The following is a 22,595-nucleotide window of genomic DNA, read 5'->3' on the forward strand; positions in this document are numbered from 1 at the left end:
CTAATCATGGACAGCTCCATCTAAATGGATTTGCTTTTAAATCAACGTTTTGTTGCTATCCATATATAATGACAATCCGGAATGATGGATAGCACTTTTTGTCCTTAAAAATGAAAGCAGGTAACTTAGGATGGATTTATATGTTAGAAATATTGAACCAGAAATTATGGCAAGTATTCGTTTGAATTTGAAAGATATAAAGAAAAAAGTTATTCCAATGAGTCAAAGTGAATATGTTAATCAGCTTTTAAAACAGGCATTAACTTCTAACTTTTACGAGTATAAGAAAGATATTTTTGATCAAACTATTGGAACCTTAACTGATAAATTTGAAGAATTTATCGAATCTAATAACGAGCTATTAAAGTTATTTGCAGGAATTGAAGAGGAGGATCTTGAAGATGAACAAGGTAAGTAAAAATAATTTAGTTGACCGCCATATTTTTTTATCGACAAGTAATTTGAGCTTTTTAGACGAGTATATTGCTAGTCATGTTACGGTCAATAATTATTCTGAAGCCATGCGAGAAATTTTATATGCAGCAGATATTAACGACAAAAAAGAAAAAGCTAAATTAAATGCGATTGGTAAAGATACTTCAATTATCTTAGAGATGTTAAAAAATAATGATGAAGAGAAATATTTAGAAGCTAAAAAGCAGGTAGAAACAGAAATCCAAAGACAAGTAACTAGAGAATCAAACTCAACAAGTTCTAAATCTGACAAGAAATCTTCTACAAGTACTTCTTCTTCAACTTCTAAATTAGATTTATCTTTTTTAGGATTGTATAATAGCTTATAATTGTCTTGTATTTGTTAATAGGTTAAGTATATAAATACAAATAAGTCACAAACAAGAACAAGGTAAAAAAGGATCTGTAGCAGAGTACTATTCTAAACCTTCAATGGCTAAAGGCTATGGAACAGTCTTCACTTCAGTAGTCAGAAAGGCCAACTTCCAGTTGTACAAGCTGTAGGTGTTGTTTGTATATATTTTTCCTAACAGTTATAACATGAAGTTTTTTTAGAAATTATGGTTTCAAAAAGTGGTCCGATTCCAGTATATGACCATGGTATCAGTGTCTCTTTTATAGCTTTATTACACCCATCTTAATATTTTTAATAGATTTATAAGTTTCTATTTTTTTATTTATTTCTACAAACTCAATATTACTATTTATATCTTTAATTGATTCTTTAGTAGAAGTGATTTTTGGTTTACCTATATCTTTCTCTTTAAATAATAATTGACGATTTAAATTAGACAATTCAAAGGGATTTCCATTAGTTGGTCCAAATATCCATATATTTCCGTATCGGTTAATTTATGATACAATTTTTTTAATTTAATATTTATTTCTTTAATAGTATTTTTTCCATTACATAAATATAATAAATTCTAAATTATATGATCACTATCTTCTATCTCTATAAAAGTTCTCGGAGTTCCTCCGATAGTAATGCTTCCTTTTATAGGTACGACTAGTATGTGATTTTTCACTTTTGGCCTCATAATACACCTTGCTTAAGATTAAAAATAAATAAATTTATAAAATTAATTATTAAATATTATTAATATATGGTATTGTAATTATATCGAAAGTTTTTGGAGTTGATTTCATGAAACTTATTGTTATTAAAAAAGACAGTGAGCGGGCCTCATCAATCTTTGAATATAATTAATTTACTAGAAAAAGTTAGGTTATCCTGACTTTTTTTAATATACTTGGAGGATATTAAATGAAGCAAATAATAAACTTTTCTAGCGATGCTATAGGATTTGAAAATCTTAGTTTTTTATAATTTTGTTAAGAATAATAATTTTAATTTTTCTAAATTAGATTATCAGCATAAAAATTTTGAGCATTTACGTTATTTCTATCTTGATTTAAAAAGAAATATGGAAACAAGAAACATTTATTGCATAGATCAGTTTTAGTTTATAATTGCACGATGATTACAGAAGCCCAGAGAAAGTATGATGATAGTTTGAAATATTTCTATACTCTCTTAACTTTAGATCCGTATTTCCCTGATTATTGGTGCATAAATCAAAATTAGATTATAAAATGGATAAAATAGATACATCGTTTGAATCCATTAATCGTGCTATTTATTTAAATCCTTAAGAAGACTCACTTTATAGATTAAAATCTAAAATAGGAAATTACAAAAAAGCTCTAGAAAATATGAAAATAGCATTATCTATTAATACTATTTCTGAAGAGAGTTATGTTCAGTATTCTGCGCTATTGATATATCTCAAAAATTATGAAGAAGTAAAGAAATTAATTGATATAGTCGATATTTCAAAGAATGATGAGCTAACAGTTAATATTTCTACAGCTTTAAGTAATTTTAATGATACTAATTATGCTAATAAAATACTTGATAATTTTTCGGGTTCTAAAGTGTCTAGCTTAATATATGGAAATAAATCTGTTATTTTATATAATTTGGCACATTATAAATAGTCTTTAGATTATATTAATAAATCATTAGAATTAGACCCTAATAATAATGATTATATTTTCAATAAACTGATTTTATTAAAAGAAAAATATCCTGATAGATTAGAAGAATATTTTGATGCAATAAAATCAAAGATTCCTAATATTAAAAATTTAGATGAATTAAATAATCTATAGAACGGAATATATACTATGAAAAGCTATTTAATATTATTTAAGGGTAACAAAAATTTTAGGCTACTAGTAATGGCTAAATTTTTATCGGATTTAGGCTCTCAAATACAAAGGTTTGGGTTACCTTGGTTAGTCTATAAATATACTAGTTCAGGAAGCTTGATGGCTTTTAATTTCACTTTAACCTTACTACCTGGATTATTATTCGGATTTATAGGTGGTCAAACTTCTGATAATATTAATAAAAGAAAAATTTTATTGTTTGGTGATTTATTGTCTTGTTTTGTAACGGTAGTACTATATTTTTTGAGTTATTTTAATTTTAATATGAATACTTCAGTTATATACGTGTTCATATTAACTTTTCTTTTATCATCTATTTCATCTTTTTATAGTCCTGCTTTTACTTCTATTATTCCTAATATAGTTAGTAAAAAAGATATTGTTGAGGCTAATAGTATTTTTAGTGTTTTTGATTCTATTGCTAGCTTAATTGGACCAGTAATAGCTACTTTAGTTATTAGTTTGTTAGGCGCCTGGATTACATTACTGTTTAACTCTCTTTCTTTTGCTATTTCAGCAATTCTAATATGGATAATGAAAGTTGATAATGTAATAAATAATATATCAATAGAAAGATATCATTTCAGAATTAATTTTCCTTATGTATCTAGAATTTTGAATGAATTTTCATGGTTAAAATTTTTTATTTATATTATGGGAATTTTTTATATAGCATTAGGATGTGTAGGAAGTCTTTTACAATACTATTTTATTAATAATCTACATTTAAAGGGTATTGCTTTAGGCAGTACATTTGTTCTATTTGAATTTTTTCCTGTATTGGGAGCAAGCTTTTGTGTAATTTACTTTATAAGAAAATTAAAATATAGATTAGTTATTACAATAAGTGTTGCTATTTTTTCATTAAGTCTCGTTGGAATGGGTATTACTAATAATTATTTAATAGTTGTTATATCAGGTATTGTCCAAAATTTTTTTGGAACAATTGCTCTAATTAGTTGGTCTTCAATAAGGCAAGAAAGAATACCTAAGGGCAAATTAGGAATTGTATCAGGGATAGGTGTAACATTGCAAGCTTGTCTTGAACCTGTAGGAGGAATTATTTCATCTATATTACTAAGTATGACTAACGTCCAAATTATATTGATATGTTCTGGGTTAATATGCTTTTTCTTTGCTATCTTTATTTATGCATTTTCATTAAGAGACTTGATTGAATAAATAATATTCTAAATTAGAATATAAATAATCAATAAATTAAAAAAATAGATATAGAAATCATCTTTTGAATTCTATATTTATTTTTTAGATATAGAATTTGCAAATTATAAATTTACAATTTAGCAGACAAATACTCTAATTTTGAAAGTCTAACTATCCATTTATCTATTAAACTGTTTTTTCAAAAAGAATATCACTAAGTTGTAAGTATTATATTACGATTTGTAAGATCTGTGCTGGTTTGTACTGCTAATTAAGCAGATCATTGAAATTAATACTTAACTTCAATATAGCTGTTTCTATCTTTATAAACTTCTACTTCATACATATATTTATGCCTTCAATAATCTAGGAACTAAAGCTGATGAGTAACTTAGGTATACTTTTGTGAGACATAGATATTTGATTATTTACAAATATTGATGAATGTTTATTATCTTTTTAATGTTAAATAAATAAGCCTCCTAAATGGAGGCTTATTTATTTGCTAGGTTACGATAATTATCGGTGATATGTTTAATTTCTGCTAAATGTGGATTCAATGCTAATTGGTTCCACTTACTTTTTTCAAAAATCAAATATTGATACTTATTATACATTTGCTTTTTAGTATGTGGTACACAAATGACAAAAATATAATAATGATCAGTATTGAGGAAACTTTCGTAACGTTTAAATGACGGGTGAATGAGAAAGGGATTCGATTGCAGATTTTTAAAAATGGGATCCTTATTGATGTTGTAATTGTTATCACCTGGTTTACTGGATAAATGTAGTTCACCCTTATTTTGATTATAAAGACTTAATAGTTCAGAATTTTTCTTCATGATATCAACAAAGAGTGCTTTTTTATCACTATCTGGAGATAAACTGATCCAGGCCGCATAATAGCCAGATTTAGTATGTCTTAAAAACCCTTTTTTAAAGTCTTTCTTCAAAGTAAAACCACTCAGTATAACTGTTACCACAAAAACAATATTATAAATTATCCAAAAAGTTCTTTGTTGATGCAGTAATTTCGAAAATCCCATAGAAAAAATAGTATGAAAATACAACAAGGCAAAAACTATTCCCCAAAATATTAAGAGCCGGCGATAAGTTTTAGGCTTGGCATATTTCCAAACGATATTTCTAATTTGTTTAAGTTCCTGTGTAGAGATATAAGAAAGTAACATTTAAATTATCCTTTAAGTAGTAGATTATGGAGACTTATTAAGTATAACAGTAATTTCAATTTCTGGAGATAATAGATTGTTTGCTTAGCTAATCGACTTCCGTTATTTCTAAATGTATTGATTTGTAAATATCGCATGTAGCAAACATTAACATTGTAAATATCAATCTACAACAACTTATAAAATAGCTGATTTTGTTTGAATATAAGTTGATAACTTTCTATAAAACTTATTATATGTTTGTAAGAACTTTTTACCGTCAGCTACGAAATTTGAAATATTAGTTAATTTTAAGTATAAGAATTATTATTTAATATTTAAAACTAGTTTCTTCCTATTTATATAGTGCCAGAATTTTTTAACTAAAGTTTATTGTATCTGGAGACAGTATAGAAGACATGTTAGATAATATTGATTTTTGAGAAAGTATTTGCACGCCAATTTAAAAAGCATTATAAAGTGATATTTAAAGGTGGTGACTACAAAATTTTTCAATTATTTACCAGATGAACCGTTAGAACTATATCATAACAATTACCCTTAGTTAATTGAAATTTATATATTAAACCAGAATGGACATTTATTTATGCGTTTCATGGACACTAGTTCATATTTAGAGCTTTTTAATCTGGATCTATTTATAATAATTAGCACCTAAATTGTATTTAAAAGTAATTAACTATCTAATTCATATAGAATATAATGAGGTTCTATTACTAACTAATTGTTTTGTGCATATATTCAAATCAATATATATAAAGTTAAAGTACAATTATTAATTTATTATTGATAGTTTTAAATAATATTTTTACCTATGTAAACTAATTGAGATAGGACTGCGCTTGTTGGTTGCGTAGATGCTCAGATAATGTGCGTGCTTTTTATCTGATTATTATTAATAATTAAAATTAATTTAGAAGGAGAGATTCTAAATGATTTTAGGACAAAGAATTAAAGAAGAACGAGAAAAAAGGGGGTGGACTCAAAATGACCTAGCTGAGTTATTAAATGTTAGTCGCCAATCTGTTTCTAAATGGGAAATTGGGACTGCTTATCCAGATATTGAGCGGCTTATTCAAATCAGTGATTTGTTTCGAGTGAGCTTAGATAGCTTGATTAAAAGAGATGAAAAGTTTCAAAAGAAAATAAAGGTTCAAAATCCTCAAGTTGGGATGACTTTCTGGGATTTTCTTAGTAAACGCTGGTGGATTATTTTTGTTGTTGCTTGGTGTTTGGCCTGGTTATTGCCAGTCATTGTTCATGCATTCAAGTAGTTGATATCTAGAAATAAGGAGCTGAATTAATGTCAGAGTATATTTTATCTACCAAATCATTAACCAAAAAATTTAAAAATAATGTTGTTTTAAATCAAATAGATTTAGAAATTCCCAAAGGTAAGATTTATGGTTTACTTGGAATTAATGGTGCTGGTAAGTCTACTATTATGAAAATTATTACAGGAATTATTCCTCAATATGAGGGATCTATCTTTTTTAATGGTCAGCCTTGGCAGCGTACTATTTTAAAAAAAATTGGTGCTTTGATTGAGTATCCTAGTGCGTATAGCAATTTATCCGCTTATGATAATATGAAAATTGTCGCCTTAGAGGAAGGTATTAATATAACACAAATTGATCAAAGTTTAACTCAATTAAAAATCAATGGAACAGGTAATAAAAAAGTTAAAGATTTTTCTTTGGGAATGAAACAGCGTTTAGGCATTGCTATGGCAATGCTCAAAAATCCTGATTTATTAATATTAGATGAACCATTCAATGGACTCGATCCTTATGGTATTAAAGAATTGAAAATATATTTACAATCGTTATCTCATATAGGTAAAACTATTATGATTTCTAGTCATATTTTGCCTGAATTACAAGATTTTGCTGAATATATTGGTATTATCAACAATGGTTTATTAGTTTATCAACAACAAATTACTAACACTGAAAATTTGAATCAAATATTTTTCGAGAAAACTCAAGGAAGGTAGTAACTCATGCAAACAGCTCTAAAAGTAGAAATCATTAAAACTAAATCTAGTAATTATTTGAAGATAGCATTAATTCTTCCCTTAATTTTCTTAATTTTTACCCTTATGACGCTTCTTTCATCGCAAAATCCGACCGGTCTCTCGGATGGAATAAGTATTATTCAAACAAATATTTTTAACCTTTGGAGTTTGATTTTACTACCTTTTTGCATAGTTATGATTATTAATAGTGATTATCAGCAAGAAAATAGAGCTTTAGGTTGGCAACAAGTAGAAGCAAATAATTGGCCATTACAGCCACTTTATTGGTCTAAAACTTTTAAGTATTGGTTGTTGTTATTTTTATCACATCTGACTTTAGTTTTAGTAGTTGTTATTAGTAATTTATTAACTACTAAAGTTTCTGTCAATGCGGGTTTATTATTAGCCACTTCTTTAGTACTTTGGCTTGGCAGTTTGCCTTTGATTGTAATTAATATGCATCTTTTACGTTATTTGAATGCAATTATCGTTAGTATTCTTAATTTAGCACTGTCAATGGGAAGCGCTATTTATAATATTTCTTTATCTCATTATTTCTGGATAGATCCTTGGTCTTATGCCTCTCGAACAATTGCTTTGCTGCGTATTCAACCGAATGGTACATCTTTTTCTCCTGGTAGTTTTTTTGCTAATGATGTCAGCTTTATTTATTTGATTCTTTTGTCTGTGTCTGTATGGCTTCTTTTTAACTATTTTTTATCTTTTATTATTGTTCGAAAGAGGCAAGGAGGCAATGAACTTGTTTAAATCTAACCTTTACAAGATAAGACATCAGCCACTGTTGTTTGGTATTTTAATTATGTCTATAGGATATGCTGCATATTTTATTTTTAAAATCAAAACTCAACCTACTGCACAAGATTTTTGGTTTAAAACTAGTGTTGTATATCTTAATTGCCTAGAACCATTTTTTCTAAGTTTAATCGCGGCTGTACAAAGAAAATTTGAAGATAAAGCATCTAATTTAAATCGCATTTTATCGTTTCCTCGTAGAACAAGTTGGCTCCTTAGCTGGGCTGGACAAACATATCTCTTATGGTTACTTAATTTATTTGTTATTAATTTGCTCTTTTTGGTCTTTACACATCTTTCAGGTAAATATTATGTTTGCTTTTGGCTGAGTCTTGCTATTTTAGGCATTATTTGGATACCCATAATTGAATTTTTTAGTATTCTACATGGTTATATGGCTGGTTTAGTGACTGGTTTTATTTCTATACCTTTTACCGTATACTATGGCACCAGTCAATTAGGAGCTTCTACATGGCGATTATTACCTTGGGTATATCACGTTAAAATTTATTTGATTCCAACTACACAGCTAGTTAATTTTCTCTTGATTGTGGTTATAATCACATTATTAGAGCAGATATTAGTAAATTGGCGCTTTAACCATTGGGTTGGAAATTAAGGGGGTGTTAGTTATGACAAAAAATCTTAGAAATATTTGTATAATTACTTCTTGGCTAGCGCTGATCATAGTTATTATTTTATATGCGTGCCAAACTCGAACAGTTAACATAAATATGTGGCTATTTCTAATAATTATTCCTACCTTAATATATTTGCCATTATTCTTTAATACTTCAAATAATTCAATTAAATATTTTAAAAGATTAATGATTGTGATATCTTATGTAATCTTTCTTTTAGCAATTGTAACTATGTCCTTAAATGCATCTTATCCTTTTTTAATACGAATAATAATTATTATCTTGAGCTTATTAGCTATTTTTTGTGAAAGTATATTTTGGATTAAAAATAATGAAACAATCTAAAGAAAAAATATATAATAGTCAACTTCGTATCATATCAAAGTAATAGTAATTAAGAAGTAATACAAACTCAAATCGGATAAAAGATAATCATTCCATAAAAGTGTAAAAACAGTTGTGGAATGATTTTTTTGTTGTCAACAATTTGGAGAAAATCACAATAAAAAAGCCCAGGTTGATACCTTAGATTCACATAGGAAGGGTGATTTAGCCAATGCTTTAAATAATTTAATAAATGTTGATCTTGGTTATATTAAATTGGGACAAAGGTTAGATACTTTTTCTGATGGAGAGCTACCGCGCGTTAAATTAGCTAAGATTTTATTGCAAAATCAAACTAACATTTTAGTTCTAGACGAACCAACTAGCGGGTTGCACGAGATAAATGTTCAAAGTCTAATTGATTTACTAAAAGAATTGATCAGAAAAAGAGGTTTAAGCATCATTGTTATCGCACATAATCTTAGAGTAATGGGGCAAGCATGCAAAGCAAGTGGCGTGGCATCCTATAGGTAAGTAAATTAATTACTGGTGCTTCTAGTATGAAGTCGAATTTTACGCTCAAATGACATTAAAGAGGCGAGAATTTGAGAACAAATGTTAGTGGTCCAAAGATTGTCACTATTGAAATACATGTGATATTTTGATTTAAAAAATACTTATATTTTATTTCTATAAAAATTCAAAATAATAAAACTGATTATGGATAAAAGTACTAGGATGATTAATCCTATATGAATATATTTTGTAAAATAACTAAAAATTAACGAGGATAATCCATATCCAATTCCACAAATAATAGTATAAATGGCAAAAAATTGTGGGGAAGTTAAATGCCCCCTAACATTCGATATATTCAAATCCAATAGAGGCATATTTAACAATTCACCCAGTGAAAGGAAAAAAATACCCAGCCATACTAAAAACGTTAGTGATGATGACATTAAAATTAAAAAGAATCCTAATCCAATTGATAAAAAGCCTAATCCTATTACTAAAATGTTCTTTCTAAAATTTTCTGTTATTCCTAATCTTTGCAATGAACGATTAACAATTCCTTGAAGCAAAACTAAAATCAAAGAATTAAAACCAAATAAGTAGCCCAAGATATTGCTCAAATGTAAAGTGGTTTTTACATATAATGGAAGAATAAAATACAATTGCCCATAGATAAACCACATTAAAAAAGAAATGAATAATAGTAATTTGAATTTATGATTGTTCCAGATTTCTTTTAAAATTTGTGAGATATTAACTCGGGAATAATTATTATAGTTAATAGATGATTTGAAAAATAATTGTGTATTTAAAAAGGCTAATAAATAAAAAATTCCAGATATAAAGAGTGGTAGAGTAGTAAAACGCTTTATTAAATAATTTGCAATAATAGGACCAGCTATTGCTGTCACATTAGCAATCCATATCTGAAGGGTATAACTAGAAAATTTTTTATTATTTTCAATTACATGATTACTAATATAAGTTTGGATACTCAATAAATTAAGGGATATACCAATACCAGTAATGAAAATCAAAAAAGAAATAGTGACTGTAGAGCCATGCAATATAAAAATTGAAAAAAGACCGATTGCTGCCAACAAAGTGCCAAATGAAATAATCCTTTTCTCATAAATAAAACATTTTGGAAAAATCAAGGATATGGCACCTCCACCCTTGGTTGCAAAGCTAAATAAAGCAACTAATATCCCTACAATATGTGGCTGCAACCCGATATTTAAAAGTATTATACTCAATAACGGTACAAACAAATAATAACCTATACCCGTAAACAAACGATTATATGATAAAATGGATAAATTCTTTTTAATATTCTTTCTTTTATCTGACTTCAAACTAATAACTCCGCTTTCAGATCAAAACTAATATCGTTAACAACATCATTAGCAATATTATCGGCCTTTTCCATACTAGTACCAGTAGAAAAATATTCAAATAAAGTATTCTTGTTAGATTTTAGGGGTAATATAACATCACCCTCTTTTACTGACATACTAAATGAATGAATACTTTTATTCTTCTTAATTTTATTCAAACCAGTAATATGAGAGATTTTCCCCCAATTACTGGATACAACATAACGAGATGCGCAATAATTCAAATATTCATTTGGAATGTTTATGGTGGTATTATCACCAAGCATAGTACTAAGGACATATTTTATAGGACTAATGTTCAAACTGGATTCAATCATTTCTGGAATGAGGCCACCACCCAATCTAGGGTTAATATCAACATATTCAATATAATTATCAGCACCTAGAATAAATTCAATATGCAGAGCACAATTTTTAAATCCCAATAAATTAATTACCTTTGATGTTTTATTTTTAACACTTGTAATATTTGATATCTCGTCATTAGCAGGGAAATTGGCTCCTACTTCTACGAAATATGGTGCTCCACTAAGTTTACGATTAGTAATGCCGAAGTAATTATTTACACCATTAATATTTAAACATTCTATACTATAAAGTAGTCCTGGAACATAAGTTTCTACTATCATTTCTTTTTTTGAAATTAAGCCACGTCCAAATCCATGAAAATTTTGCCAAGAGTTGAAGGCCATTTTTAATTCATCTAAATTATCACAATATTGTACAGACACACTAGCAGAACCATCAATTGGTTTAATTATGCAGGGAAAACCAATCTTTTCGGGTACATTTTGTAGATCCTCTAAATTAGAAATAAGAAGAGATTTAACATTAGTAAGATGTTCGTTTTGAAGAAGACTGCGCCACGTAAACTTATTACGAGCCTTACAAATAGGAACATAATTGTTATTTGAAATTCCTAATTGCTTTCCAATGTATGCAGCCAACTCTACATACAATTCACTAAAGCTCATAACTAAATCTAATTTTGTTTTAAAAAATCTATCTTTTAAAAAATTGACACATTGCTCTCGTGAATTCATACTGGTTGAAAATTCTAAAACATGGTTTGCCTTATTTAAGGGATTACCCTCTGGAGTATCATAAAATTTTTTATTAGAAGTGAGGACATAACTTGTAATATTATTATTTTTACAATATTCTAATGCTTTAGCTCCAGAGCTCTCCATTCCGGGATTTATTTCAACAAATAAAATTGTTTTACTCATTTTATTACTCCTTATTATCATATTAATAAAAGTATCATCAACGCATTAAACAACGATCATTCTCTTAATAAATCAATAGAAACTAAATTTTCTAATAATATATAAATATAACCATCTTCTACACTTGTATTAAATTTCACAAAATTGATACTTGATATTTTTATAAACAAGTTTGAAGTATTGTAAAAAGCAATGTGGGACTATAATTCAAATCAAAACTAATTTTAATTTGAATTAGTTTTTTTTAGTTTTATCTCATTTTTTCTAATTCACTAAATTATACGTCCAATAAATTAAAGATGCAATTTTTTTAAATACATAATAATAAAGGTTCACCAGATTAGCTAAATTACAGCAAAAAAGTTAGACACTTGGGAACTTCTTAAACTGCATAAACAAAATATTAAAAAAGCAAAAACCATTTTAACTTAATTTTGGTTTTTGCTTTGTTGTTTTAACTAAGCTTTTAGAAATTTCAAGATATAATAAATAAACCTACTTGCTCGCTAGTTTTTTATGACGTTAAGTCTTGTTTTCGATAGGTATTAAGAAAACGATTCATTAAGCTAAAAAATATTTCCTTGGGCGCATTATAATAATAATTGCTCTTGCGTGACATGCTGGATGTTAAAAAACAACTCTTAGATTCTGAGTTAATACAATATTGCTACCTATAATTTGAATGAATAATGGCCTTACTGTCTGCCGACAGCTGGACTGGATTAAATCTAAGGTCTCAATTAATTGTTGCTTATTGGCTGAATTAGATACTACCATTACAATAATTTCACCTTTGGCTTCATCAATTAATGTTAAAATATGGAACTATTGGTGGGAGAACACTTGTTAGGTCCAGAATTATTGATTTTATTAAAGATGGTTTTTAGTTTCTTTTGAAAATAGTTATGTAGAGCGAAGCTTCTCTAAGGCAGCTATGGAGAGACAACTTTCAAGTGACGACTTTTCAAATATTATTACAAGTTACCATAGAACTAATAGTTTTGTACAAATGTCTGAGAATAGATATAATTGGGTGAGAAACGAGCATTTTTATTTAAATGGTTACGATACTTACTATGTAGTAGTTATGCTACTAATTACTATACAAATAACTGTACAATAAATATAACTCTCTCTGATTTATTAAAAAAGGTGAGAACATTAGTGATAAACAGTTTTTCGACACTATTTTTTTAAATAAGGATTTTGTTGAAATGAGTATGAGTACTTACCAAAAACTGTAAATCTTATTTAGAAGAAAGTGGTGTGTTGTAGTGAAAAGAGTGTTGGTATACAATTTATTTTCGAATGTCATGTTTGAAATTGTTGTCTGGATGATATATTTAAAAAGTCAAGGTTGGTCTATAGGTGAAATTGCAATTTTAGAAGGAATGTTCACAATTTCACAATTTGCTTTTGAATTACCCTCTGGTGTTATTTCTGATAAGTTAGGGCACAAATTAACATTAGTGCTTGGTGAAATTAGTTGTTTTATCTATTTATTTGGATATTTCTTTCCGCATATTCATTTAGTTATATATATTTCTTTTATATTATTTGCACTCGGTTTATCTCTTATTTCGGGGACTGATGTTTCTATATTATATGACGCAATTCCTGTAAAAGAAAAAAGTAAATATATTAAGTATTCAGGTATCTTTAATTCTATCGGGATTTTAGGTGTAGCGTTTGGTAATGCTGTTGGAGGGTGGCTAGCAAAGATATCCTGGACAACTCTATTTATTATAGCTATAATTTTCAGATTTTGTGCGATTGTTGCTGCTATGAGCATTAACGAAGATAATTTGGAAAGTGTAGACGAATTACAGATGAAACAAAGTATTTTAAAAAAGATGTATCATTTTCTAAAGAATAGTAAAGAATATCAAAGACTACTTTTAGTGATTTGCTTTTCAGATGCAGCGGTGACTATATCATATCAATATGGGTCATTATTACTTTCTACAATTCATGTTCCCACAGAATTAGTATCGACTATTTTTGGTACTATATCTCTTTTAGGGGCTCTGGTATCATATTCTATTTATAAGATAGTTAAAAAAATTGATGAAAATAAAATAACTTTGTGTCTGATTGAATTAAGTATGCTGCTAGCTTTACTTTTTATTACAAAAAATAAGATAGTTATAATTTTCGGATTGATTATTATAAATGTTTCCTTCGAAATGTGGAATGTAATTTTAGAAAATAAAATTCAGAAAATTGTTTTAGAAGGTATACGTGCCACTTCTATATCGACAATTAATCTTTTTACTTCACTTTTATTAACGATTGGTTCTTTTTTAATAAGTGCTATGTCTAAGAAAATATCCTTGGAATTAACTATTGGTATATTAAGTGGATTTGGGTTATTTGTTTCAGGGTTCATTTTTATTTTCTATATGAGAAAAACGGAGGAAAAATAATATACAAAATTCAAAATAACAATTATAATAGCAATTTTGCGTTATTTTATGATGAATATTTAACAGGACGTGCAAGAAGATCAGCAAATAAAATTTTAAAAATCACAAAGAACTTAGAAGGAACTAATTCTGTCATTGACTTTGTATGTGGAACAAGAACTTTATTAGAAATATTTGACAAAAAAGGATGGAAAACAGCTGGAGTAAATTTATCGAAACAAATGTTAAGTATAGCTAAAAGTAAACTACAAAGTACGGATTTATTTTTGAGTGATGTAACTCTTTTTAAGAGTAAAGATAAATATGATATGGTGGTTTGTACTGCAGACGATTTCAAAGACCTTTTTTCTTTAGCATTTATTCTAAAATGTACTTTGCTATTCATAAATATCACCTCTAATTTTGTGGTACCACAAAAAACAATCGATTTACCTAAAATTAATATCATCGTTAAAAATCTATATAATATTTTTTGATATGTTCTAGCTAATTTAATTCTGGATTATTGAAAAGCACTTGCACATTTATTTTATTGCTGTTATAGTGTTGTAGTACAGGCGGCACGGATGACAGAAATACAATATGAATGATAAGAGGTGGCAACTATGCCAACAAATATTTTAAAAATTAATAATTTAAGTAAATATTTTGGGAAACGTCAAGTTTTACACCAGGTATCTTTCTCAATAAAGAAGGGGCATATCACGGGGTTAATTGGCGCTAATGGTGCTGGCAAAACAACGATTATGAAATCTATTTTAGGAATTACTGAATTTACAGGTACAATTCAGTTAAATCAAGAGCATATCGCAGTTAATAAACATCTGCTGCTGCAAAATGTAGGAGCTTTAATCGAATATCCAGGACTTTATCCATTTTTAACGGGACGTGAACAATTACAGCTCTTTGCTACAGGAGATAATCAGCACCAAAAAGTAGAAGATATAATTGAAAAACTTAATATCAAATCCTTTGCTGACAGTAAAGCCAAAAATTACTCGTTAGGTATGAAACAAAAATTAGGCATAGCTTTGGCGCTAGTTAATCACCCCCAACTAGCTATTTTAGATGAACCAATGAACGGGTTAGATCCGCAAGCAACCAAAGAATTGCGAGATTTAATTGTTACTGAAAAAAATAATGGTACTTCTTTTTTAGTCTCGAGTCATATTCTAAGTGAACTACAAAAATTAGCTGAAGATGTCGTTGTTATTGATAAAGGACGGGTTATTAAAGATACAACAATGACACAATTATTACTGGCTAATCAGCAGTATATCTTAATAGATACTGATAATAATAAGTTAGCCCAGCAATTGTTAACTGCAGCAGGTTATCAATGTACTGAAACAAAAGAGCACTTACAAATTAGCAAAACACCTCAAGTTTCAATTGGAATAATACTTAAATTATTGTTTGAACATAATATTGAGATTAATGATTTTCAACAAAAAGCAGGTGACCTAGAAGAATCTCTCTTAGGAATTCTGAATAATGAATCTGACTTAAGAAAGGAGGCTTAATAATGATTACTTTGATTAAACAAGAAAGTTACAAATTACTGAAACGTCCGAGTACTAAATTTTTTGTTCTATTTATGATTATTTTCCAAGCAATTATCGGTTTTTATGCGAAGAACTATCCAAAAAATATTGCTCCTAAAGAAGCCTTTATGGATAATTTTTATGCTTCTGTGTTGATTGCGATTTTTTTAATTTCTTTAGGCAGCACGATTATTACTAATGAAGTGCAGTATGGAACTTTAAAGACTTTGTTATATCGGAAATATTCCTATAATCAAATTTTAATTAGTAAATGGATTACGTTATTTTTGTATGCGGTTAGTTTGTATATTATTAGTATTTTTAGTTCATGGTTAATTAAAATAAGTTTCTTAGGTCGACAATTTCAATTAACAGATCATATAAATAAGACCCAATATGTATGGCAATCTTGGCAAGCAACTAATATTAGTGAATTTTTGACATTAGTATTTTTAATGAGTTTCGTATTATTATTGGCAACAATGTTTAATAACTCGACTCCTGCAATTATCGTGGGAATAATGGTTTATTTTGCGGCTTCTATTTTTAGTCAGTTAATGTATATGTTATTAGATAAAATCCAATGGTTAAAGTGGTCACCCATAAATATGATGAATTTAGGAGCGCAATTAGACAATAATCATTTGGAAAGATTAACTCATTTAAATTTATCGACCCTTACTAGTGGTTATCTACTATATATGATTATCTTTTTATTATTAGGAGTAGTTATTTTTCGGAAAAGAAATAGTTAAAATGAATAGCTAGAGTTACTTAAAAAAGCTCTATTCGAGTATCACTTCTCATGTAAACCACTTAAAGGAAGTGGCAAATTAGTTAAATAAATGTGTTGTCCTGTAACTTGCAAAAGTTATAATAGGACATTTTTTTGTTTCTGAGTGATTTAGTTCCAAATAGCAACGTCAACAAGAGTTTTTTAAAACTTATGACAGTCTTATAACCAAAAGACAATTACTTATAAAATTTATTCTAGATTAGGCTCGAGGTTCAGTAAGCCTTAACTGTCAGGTAACTGGCGGGTGACTGTCGTGTACAAACTTTAACTTTAAATCTATGATAAGAATATGAATAAAACTTTAATCCCAGAATTAAGAAGGAAAAAGAGTTGGACTCAAGAATATCTTGCTGACAAGTGCGGTCTCAGTGTGAGAACTATCCAAAGATTAGAATCGGGAGAGGACGTTAGTACAGAAACATTAAGATTAGTTGCTGAGGCTTTGGCTGTCAAGGTGGGAGATTTATTTGAATCAATTCAAGATAGAACAAAAGAAGATGAGGTTGAACAGATTAATAAGGAACAAGTTTTACAATTAAAGCAAAGAAACGCCAAAAGAAGATTGATTAAGACAATAGCTATATGGATATTTATTTCAGGAATGATAGTAATTGGATATGCTATTTCTTCTTTTCCTAACAATAATTTATTGCAAATTATTGCGATTCCCATTTGGTTAATTGCTTGGCCAGTTGGTTTTGCAATTTTGAAAGCTTTAGATACTATCTGGTTAACCAATAAGTTAGATAAAAAATATCCAATTACTAGGGGCTTGGATGGTTATCATATAAGGAAATAGTAAGTTATAAAGTTGGTAGTGACACATAGGCTGGATGAGGGAAAGGAAAAGAAATGTTAGAGGTAAATAATCTTAATGTAGATATTGGAAGAAAAAAAATAATTAAAAATATAACTTTTCAAGTTAAAACAGGAGCAATTGTAGGCCTAATCGGTCCTAATGGAGCTGGTAAAACAACCATTATGAAAACCATACTGGGATTGACTAAGTTTACTGGCCAAATTAGTATGGATAACCATCCTATTACAGAAGGCAATCATAAGATTCTGTCTGAAGTTGGAGCCCTCATTGAGAATCCAGCCATTTATCCATTTCTCACAGGACTCCAAAACTTGAAATTATATTCCCATGATAAAAATAATATGCAGCAAATAGTTATTCAATTAGGTCTAGAAAAATATATTGAAGATCTGGCCAAAAATTACTCATTAGGTATGAAACAAAAATTAGGTATTGCGATAGCCTTATTGAATCAACCAAAACTGGTTATTCTAGATGAACCAATGAATGGATTAGATATAGAAGCGACTATTTTAGTTAGAAAATTAATCCAGCAATATGCCCGCTCAGGAACTTCTTTTTTAATTTCCAGTCATATTTTAGGTGAACTTCAAAAAATTATGAGTGAAGCAATTATTATTAATGAAGGAAAACTAGTGATTAATCGAGCGATGAGTAGATTTCAACGTATAAATCACCAGCATTACCAGATTTTAAGTGAAAACCAAAAAATAGCAAGTGATCTATTAGCTAAAAATAATATTCAAATAAAGAAAAGTGGCAACTATCTGTGTATTGATGCAAAGGATGTTTTTTTAGCAGAAGATTTACTTTATAAAAATAATTTGCGATTATTGGAATTATTACCTAAAAAAATAGATTTTGAACAGGTAGTTGTATCTTTATTAAAAAATCAGGAAAGAGATATTTATGAAGAATAGTTTGAGGCAGGAGTTTTATAAATTCAATTATCAAAAAACACCAATATATGGGTTTTTAGCTTTACTAGTCTTAATGATATATACACTTTTATCTGGAAACGTTAATAAAAGTATGATTACTCAGGCTTTTGGAGCTGGTCAATGGTTATCCATCATTATGATAACCATTAGTTCCACATTTTTAACTATGGAATATAAGAATAATACTATGATTACATTACTATATAAAAGCTCAAGTAAGTTGCAGGTTTATCTTTCTAAAATTTTAGTAATGATTATTTACAGTATATTTTTGTTGGTTATAAGTTTTGTATTCACTTTAATTTTGAAAGCGATATCCACAGGTGATAAATTTTCATGGATCGAACTATATGGTCAGAATACTTTATTTAGTGGCTTAATACTGACGTTAATTGGCACATTTATCTATTTGTTGTTTACAATAAGTTTGGCATTTCTCTTAATTACTTTATTTAAAAATAATGCTGCTGTTATATGTTTAGGTTTGGTTATTGCGTTTTTAGGGGCGTCTTTATCAAGTGTTATTATGGATAATTTTCCTCGTTTAATCCCTTTGATAAAATGGAACCCATTAAATATGATATATGTTATGAACCAATTGAATAAAACCCCAATTTTTTCTAATATTTCACATCTTAGTAATTGGCAACTGATCAACGGAAATATAGTTTATATATTGATTTTTAATTTGTTAGGGTACTTATTATTTAAGCGGAGCCGTGTTTAAAGGAGGAAGTCAAAAGATGAAATCTACTTTATATGGCGAATTTTATAAACTGGTTCATAAAAAAATCACCTGGTTTGCACCATTCTTAATCCTTATATCTATGATTGCAATGGGACTTGCTACTGGAAAAACGCAGCCCAAATTACTAGTTATGACCTGTTTTGCTTCTAGTGAGCCAATTTTATTAACTTTGGTGATTGTTGCTTCAAGCACTTTTTCAATGGAAATTCAAAACAATGCTATTTTAACGCTTCTGTATAAATCACCTAGTAAATTGGCTATTTATTTATCTAAATTATTAGTCATTATAATTTATAATTTGATTTTACATTGTTTAGCAATGATTATTACGGGTATTTTAGCAGTGAGTCCGATTATAAAACCAATTATTTGGACAGCAATTTATCAACACCAACAATCATTAATAGTAAATATGTTGTCAACAACGGGCATTGATTTAATTACATCAACATTTATTATTAGTTTGATTTTTTTAACTTCTATTTTAGTGAACTCGAATGCTTTAGTAGTAACTTTGAATATTATAATTATTTTTATCGGCACATATGCTTCTTCGAGCCTTTTATTAATAGGTTATCGATTTTCAAGAGTATTAAGATGGAATCCTCTCAATATGATCAACTTAACTCAGCAATATTATAATGCAGCAATGATCCAAGTTACTAAATTAAGTATCAGTCAGCTTTCACTCGCTACTATCTTATATTTTTTACTTTTCTTTATAATTGGGTATTTAATATTTCGCAAAAAAAGATTTTAGGGTAAATCTTGTAAGCAAAATCATCATACTAATGGATGAGTTTCAACTAAATAAATAAAGCATACTTCATTAAGCATGCTTTATTTATTATGGCCACTACAATTAAGAGGCTGTGAATCCGTTTTAAAGATTTACAACTAAAAAAGTCACGGTTGTAAATCCTGTTTAGCACTTTCTAAGGCGTTAATAGCAGCTTTATAAGTAGCAATCCCATAATCTAGGGTGATTTTTTGTCTTTTATTCATACCTTTTGATTGCCAATCTTGATAACTATCTTGTAGATGTTGTAATAACTCTTGTTTATGTTTTAATTCTTGCTGAATTAAATGAGTGATTTCTTTATCAGATAATTCTGTACCTAAGTATAGGCGCATTAAACAATCAGATTTGTAAATATCTTGTGCTATTGGTGATTTAAGATATTGAGCAAATTCTTTTTTGCCACTATCAGTAATAGTATAAACGTTCTTATTAGGTTTATCTGTTTGGTAAACGCGGGTTTTTTGAATTTTTCCTTCTTTTTCTAAATTTCTTAAAGTGGGATAAATCATACCAATGCTAGCATCAAAGAAATAGGCTAATTGATCTTCAACAATTTCTTTGATTTCATAGCCACTACGACTTTTAGTATTTAATAAACCTAAAACTACATCGCGTCCTTTCATTTTTAACCTCCATAATAAATATATAGTCAATATTAACATAATTAATATTAATTCTTAAATTTTTATTGACAGTCTATATTTATTTAATTATTATTAACGTTGTTAATAATAATTAAATAAATAGGAAGTGGGAAACCTAATGTCTCGAAAAAATATTTTAATAATTTGTGCTAACTGTGTTGGCATTTTTCTTTGTATGTTAGATACAACTGTAATGAACATTGCGTTGCCGGCTATTCAAAAGGGATTATCAGTTTCGCTAAATAATTTACAATGGGCTATTAATGTTTATACGATTATATTTGCAACTTTAACTATTCCTTTAAGTCGATTGGCTGATCGTTTTGGAATAAATCGGTTTTATTTAAGTGGTATGTTTATCTTTCTAATTGGTTCTATTTTATCTGGAATAGCTACCAATTTATCGACTTTAATAGTCGGAAGAGCAGTACAAAGTATTGGTGCAGCAATTGTTTTTCCACTATCAATGACTATTGGGATTTCTAGTGTTTCACTGATTCAAAGAACAACCGTTATCGCTGCTTTGGGTGTTACACAAGGACTTGCTGCCGCTTTAGGACCAACAATTGGAGGAATTATTACTCAATTTTTATCTTGGCGGGCAATTTTCTTAGTTAATTTTCCATTGCTGATACTAGCCATAATTTTGGCTTTTTATTCGCTTGATTTTAAAGAAAATTATATTCAAACCAAGATTGATTATTTAGGATCATTATTAAGTATGGTAACCTTATTTTCATTAACTTTAGCCTTAGTTAAAGGCCGTGAATGGCATTGGAATAGTGCTTTAATTATGGGGTTATTAGCAATTAGTACAATTTCTTTAATACTTTTTATTATTACAGAAAAAACAAGTGCTAATCCTATGTTACCTTTAGAATTATTTCGTGATCGTCAATTTACTGGTTCAGCTGTCGCAATTGTACTTAGCAATTTATTTTTAGTAGCAGTGACCGTTATTTTGCCTACTTATTTTACTCATATTCAAAATAGGACTGAACTACAAGCTGCTTTATTGATAACACCTATATCAGCTATGATTTTTATTTTTTCACCGCTTGCGGCTGTTTTAGTAAATAAAAATGGTCCGCGAATTGTTATTGCCATAGGCTTTTTATTAATGGGGATTGCTTATGTATTGTTTACTAAAATTGATATGACTTCTTTGCCAGCTATAATCACAGCTGATATTTTTTTGGGAATCGGCTATGGAATAATTGCTGGTCCAATCACGGTTTTAGCCGCATCTAATTTTACAGGAACTCTATTGGCAGCATCTCAAAGCTTAGCTGGTGTTTTTCGACAAATCGGCATTGTCTTAGCAGTTGCTATTTTTGTCAGCGGTCTATACGGAAATCTTGCTCAAGCACAAAAAAATTCTATTAAATACTCCCAACAACAGATTGCAACACTTCAGGTGTCTGCTTTACAACGGCGAAAAATTGAAAAACACACTATTATTAATATCAAAAAGCAACAAATTAATACTACAACTACTAAAAATCATTTTTCTTCAGCAGTAAAGAGGGAGTTAATCCAAAGTAACTATCAAAAAATTGTAATGCCTAATCAACAACTACCGCAATCAGTTAAATTAAAAATTTTGCAGAAAATAACAGAGAAAGTAAATCAAAAAATAAAGCAATTAAATCAGGAGATTAATCAGTGTATAGTTAAAATTAAAAATTATTCTTTGCAGCAATATCATCATGCATTTATTGAGTTATATATGTTAACTATTCCTTTTGTCTTTAGTTCAATGATGGTGAGCATATTGTTTATGCGTAAAAAAGATTATTTAACAACTATGCAACAAAAACATAATTAGTAAATTTATCAGAATATCTGAAAAGGTTAACTGACTCATAGAA

Annotated in this window: 22 protein-coding genes and 1 pseudogene; 18 read left to right on the plus strand and 5 right to left on the minus strand. The window is 28.4% G+C overall.

Annotated features, from left to right (window positions below; translation table 11 throughout):
* Window positions 1-166 precede the first annotated feature (166 nt).
* Together DS830_RS02940 and DS830_RS02945 are read left to right on the plus strand one after the other, a co-directional pair.
* The gene (locus tag DS830_RS02940; protein WP_205526802.1) at window positions 167-418 is read left to right on the plus strand and encodes a hypothetical protein; all 252 of its coding nucleotides are present in this window, start codon (window positions 167-169) and stop codon (window positions 416-418) included.
* Entirely contained in the window at window positions 402-803 is a 402-nt protein-coding gene (locus DS830_RS02945; RefSeq protein WP_118908182.1) for a hypothetical protein, read from the plus strand. Before DS830_RS02940 ends, DS830_RS02945 begins: the two co-directional genes overlap by 17 nt.
* 286 nt (window positions 804-1,089) lie before the next feature.
* Here DS830_RS02945 and DS830_RS02950 read toward each other — a convergent pair whose 3' ends face one another.
* Window positions 1,090-1,269, minus strand: coding sequence for a ThiF family adenylyltransferase (locus tag DS830_RS02950; protein ID WP_205526803.1), 180 nt, complete (start codon window positions 1,267-1,269; stop codon window positions 1,090-1,092).
* Between the two features lie 921 nt (window positions 1,270-2,190).
* On the opposite strand from DS830_RS02950, the gene DS830_RS02955 reads away from it, so the two are divergent.
* Both DS830_RS02955 and DS830_RS02960 read left to right on the plus strand, forming a co-directional pair.
* Complete coding sequence (locus DS830_RS02955; RefSeq protein WP_118908184.1) at window positions 2,191-2,475, plus strand: hypothetical protein; 285 nt, start codon at window positions 2,191-2,193, stop codon at window positions 2,473-2,475.
* Window positions 2,476-2,664: 189 nt separating this feature from the next.
* The gene (locus DS830_RS02960) at window positions 2,665-3,891 is read left to right on the plus strand and encodes an MFS transporter (RefSeq protein WP_118908185.1); all 1,227 of its coding nucleotides are present in this window, start codon (window positions 2,665-2,667) and stop codon (window positions 3,889-3,891) included.
* Window positions 3,892-4,367: 476 nt separating this feature from the next.
* On the opposite strand, the gene DS830_RS02965 is transcribed toward DS830_RS02960, so the two are convergent.
* Window positions 4,368-5,066, minus strand: a complete 699-nt coding sequence (locus DS830_RS02965) for a hypothetical protein (RefSeq protein ID WP_118908186.1) — start codon at window positions 5,064-5,066, stop codon at window positions 4,368-4,370.
* Window positions 5,067-5,998: 932 nt separating this feature from the next.
* Between DS830_RS02965 and DS830_RS02970 the strand changes: the two genes are divergently transcribed.
* The 5 genes and pseudogenes from DS830_RS02970 to DS830_RS09035 all read left to right on the plus strand — a co-directional run.
* The gene (locus DS830_RS02970) at window positions 5,999-6,340 is read left to right on the plus strand and encodes a helix-turn-helix domain-containing protein (RefSeq protein ID WP_118908187.1); all 342 of its coding nucleotides are present in this window, start codon (window positions 5,999-6,001) and stop codon (window positions 6,338-6,340) included.
* 29 nt (window positions 6,341-6,369) lie between these two features.
* Window positions 6,370-7,062, plus strand: a complete 693-nt coding sequence (locus DS830_RS02975; protein WP_118908188.1) for an ATP-binding cassette domain-containing protein — start codon at window positions 6,370-6,372, stop codon at window positions 7,060-7,062.
* A 6-nt stretch (window positions 7,063-7,068) separates the two neighbouring features.
* Window positions 7,069-7,851 carry a lantibiotic immunity ABC transporter MutE/EpiE family permease subunit gene (locus tag DS830_RS02980; RefSeq protein ID WP_118908189.1) on the plus strand — a complete coding sequence of 261 codons (783 nt, stop codon included), beginning with the start codon at window positions 7,069-7,071 and terminating at the stop codon, window positions 7,849-7,851.
* Entirely contained in the window at window positions 7,844-8,515 is a 672-nt protein-coding gene (locus DS830_RS02985; protein WP_118908190.1) for an ABC-2 family transporter permease, read from the plus strand. Before DS830_RS02980 ends, DS830_RS02985 begins: the two co-directional genes overlap by 8 nt.
* 532 nt (window positions 8,516-9,047) lie before the next feature.
* A pseudogene (locus tag DS830_RS09035) lies at window positions 9,048-9,395 on the plus strand (ATP-binding cassette domain-containing protein); the annotation flags it as partial.
* A gap of 143 nt (window positions 9,396-9,538) precedes the next feature.
* Here DS830_RS09035 and DS830_RS03000 read toward each other — a convergent pair.
* Window positions 9,539-10,732 carry an MFS transporter gene (locus DS830_RS03000; protein WP_162887488.1) on the minus strand — a complete coding sequence of 398 codons (1,194 nt, stop codon included), beginning with the start codon at window positions 10,730-10,732 and terminating at the stop codon, window positions 9,539-9,541.
* A complete protein-coding gene (locus DS830_RS03005; RefSeq protein WP_162887489.1) occupies window positions 10,729-12,003 on the minus strand; it encodes an ATP-grasp domain-containing protein in 1,275 nt (424 codons plus the stop codon). The genes DS830_RS03000 and DS830_RS03005 overlap by 4 nt, the downstream gene beginning before the upstream one ends.
* A gap of 1,283 nt (window positions 12,004-13,286) precedes the next feature.
* Between DS830_RS03005 and DS830_RS03010 the strand changes: the two genes are divergently transcribed.
* The 8 genes from DS830_RS03010 to DS830_RS03045 all read left to right on the plus strand — a co-directional run bounded on the left by DS830_RS03010 (window position 13,287) and on the right by DS830_RS03045 (window position 20,038).
* Window positions 13,287-14,429, plus strand: a complete 1,143-nt coding sequence (locus tag DS830_RS03010; protein WP_338024782.1) for an MFS transporter — start codon at window positions 13,287-13,289, stop codon at window positions 14,427-14,429.
* Window positions 14,430-14,530: 101 nt separating this feature from the next.
* Window positions 14,531-14,905 carry a methyltransferase domain-containing protein gene (locus tag DS830_RS09040; protein ID WP_420836987.1) on the plus strand — a complete coding sequence of 125 codons (375 nt, stop codon included), beginning with the start codon at window positions 14,531-14,533 and terminating at the stop codon, window positions 14,903-14,905.
* 141 nt (window positions 14,906-15,046) lie between these two features.
* On the plus strand, window positions 15,047-15,952 hold the full coding sequence (locus tag DS830_RS03020; RefSeq protein ID WP_118909089.1) for an ABC transporter ATP-binding protein: 906 nt from the start codon (window positions 15,047-15,049) through the stop codon (window positions 15,950-15,952).
* Between the two features lie 2 nt (window positions 15,953-15,954).
* Window positions 15,955-16,728, plus strand: coding sequence for an ABC transporter permease (locus DS830_RS03025; protein WP_118908197.1), 774 nt, complete (start codon window positions 15,955-15,957; stop codon window positions 16,726-16,728).
* A gap of 330 nt (window positions 16,729-17,058) precedes the next feature.
* Window positions 17,059-17,568: a helix-turn-helix domain-containing protein gene (locus tag DS830_RS03030; RefSeq protein ID WP_118908198.1), complete on the plus strand. Its 510-nt coding sequence runs from the start codon at window positions 17,059-17,061 to the stop codon at window positions 17,566-17,568.
* 53 nt (window positions 17,569-17,621) lie between these two features.
* A complete protein-coding gene (locus DS830_RS03035) occupies window positions 17,622-18,509 on the plus strand; it encodes an ABC transporter ATP-binding protein (protein WP_118908199.1) in 888 nt (295 codons plus the stop codon).
* Window positions 18,499-19,257 (plus strand): ABC transporter permease, encoded by a 759-nt coding sequence (locus DS830_RS03040; protein WP_118908200.1) that lies wholly within the window; start codon window positions 18,499-18,501, stop codon window positions 19,255-19,257. The genes DS830_RS03035 and DS830_RS03040 overlap by 11 nt, the downstream gene beginning before the upstream one ends.
* A gap of 16 nt (window positions 19,258-19,273) precedes the next feature.
* Entirely contained in the window at window positions 19,274-20,038 is a 765-nt protein-coding gene (locus DS830_RS03045; RefSeq protein ID WP_118908201.1) for an ABC transporter permease, read from the plus strand.
* Between the two features lie 146 nt (window positions 20,039-20,184).
* Here the strand turns inward: DS830_RS03045 and DS830_RS03050 are convergent, their stop codons facing one another.
* Window positions 20,185-20,703 carry a PadR family transcriptional regulator gene (locus tag DS830_RS03050; RefSeq protein WP_118901673.1) on the minus strand — a complete coding sequence of 173 codons (519 nt, stop codon included), beginning with the start codon at window positions 20,701-20,703 and terminating at the stop codon, window positions 20,185-20,187.
* 139 nt (window positions 20,704-20,842) lie between these two features.
* Here DS830_RS03050 and DS830_RS03055 point away from each other — a divergent pair, with 139 nt between their 5' ends.
* Window positions 20,843-22,552 carry an MFS transporter gene (locus DS830_RS03055; RefSeq protein WP_118908202.1) on the plus strand — a complete coding sequence of 570 codons (1,710 nt, stop codon included), beginning with the start codon at window positions 20,843-20,845 and terminating at the stop codon, window positions 22,550-22,552.
* Window positions 22,553-22,595 lie beyond the last annotated feature (43 nt).

This window comes from Bombilactobacillus bombi, from assembly GCF_003522965.1.
GTDB classification, from domain to species: domain Bacteria; phylum Bacillota; class Bacilli; order Lactobacillales; family Lactobacillaceae; genus Bombilactobacillus; species Bombilactobacillus bombi.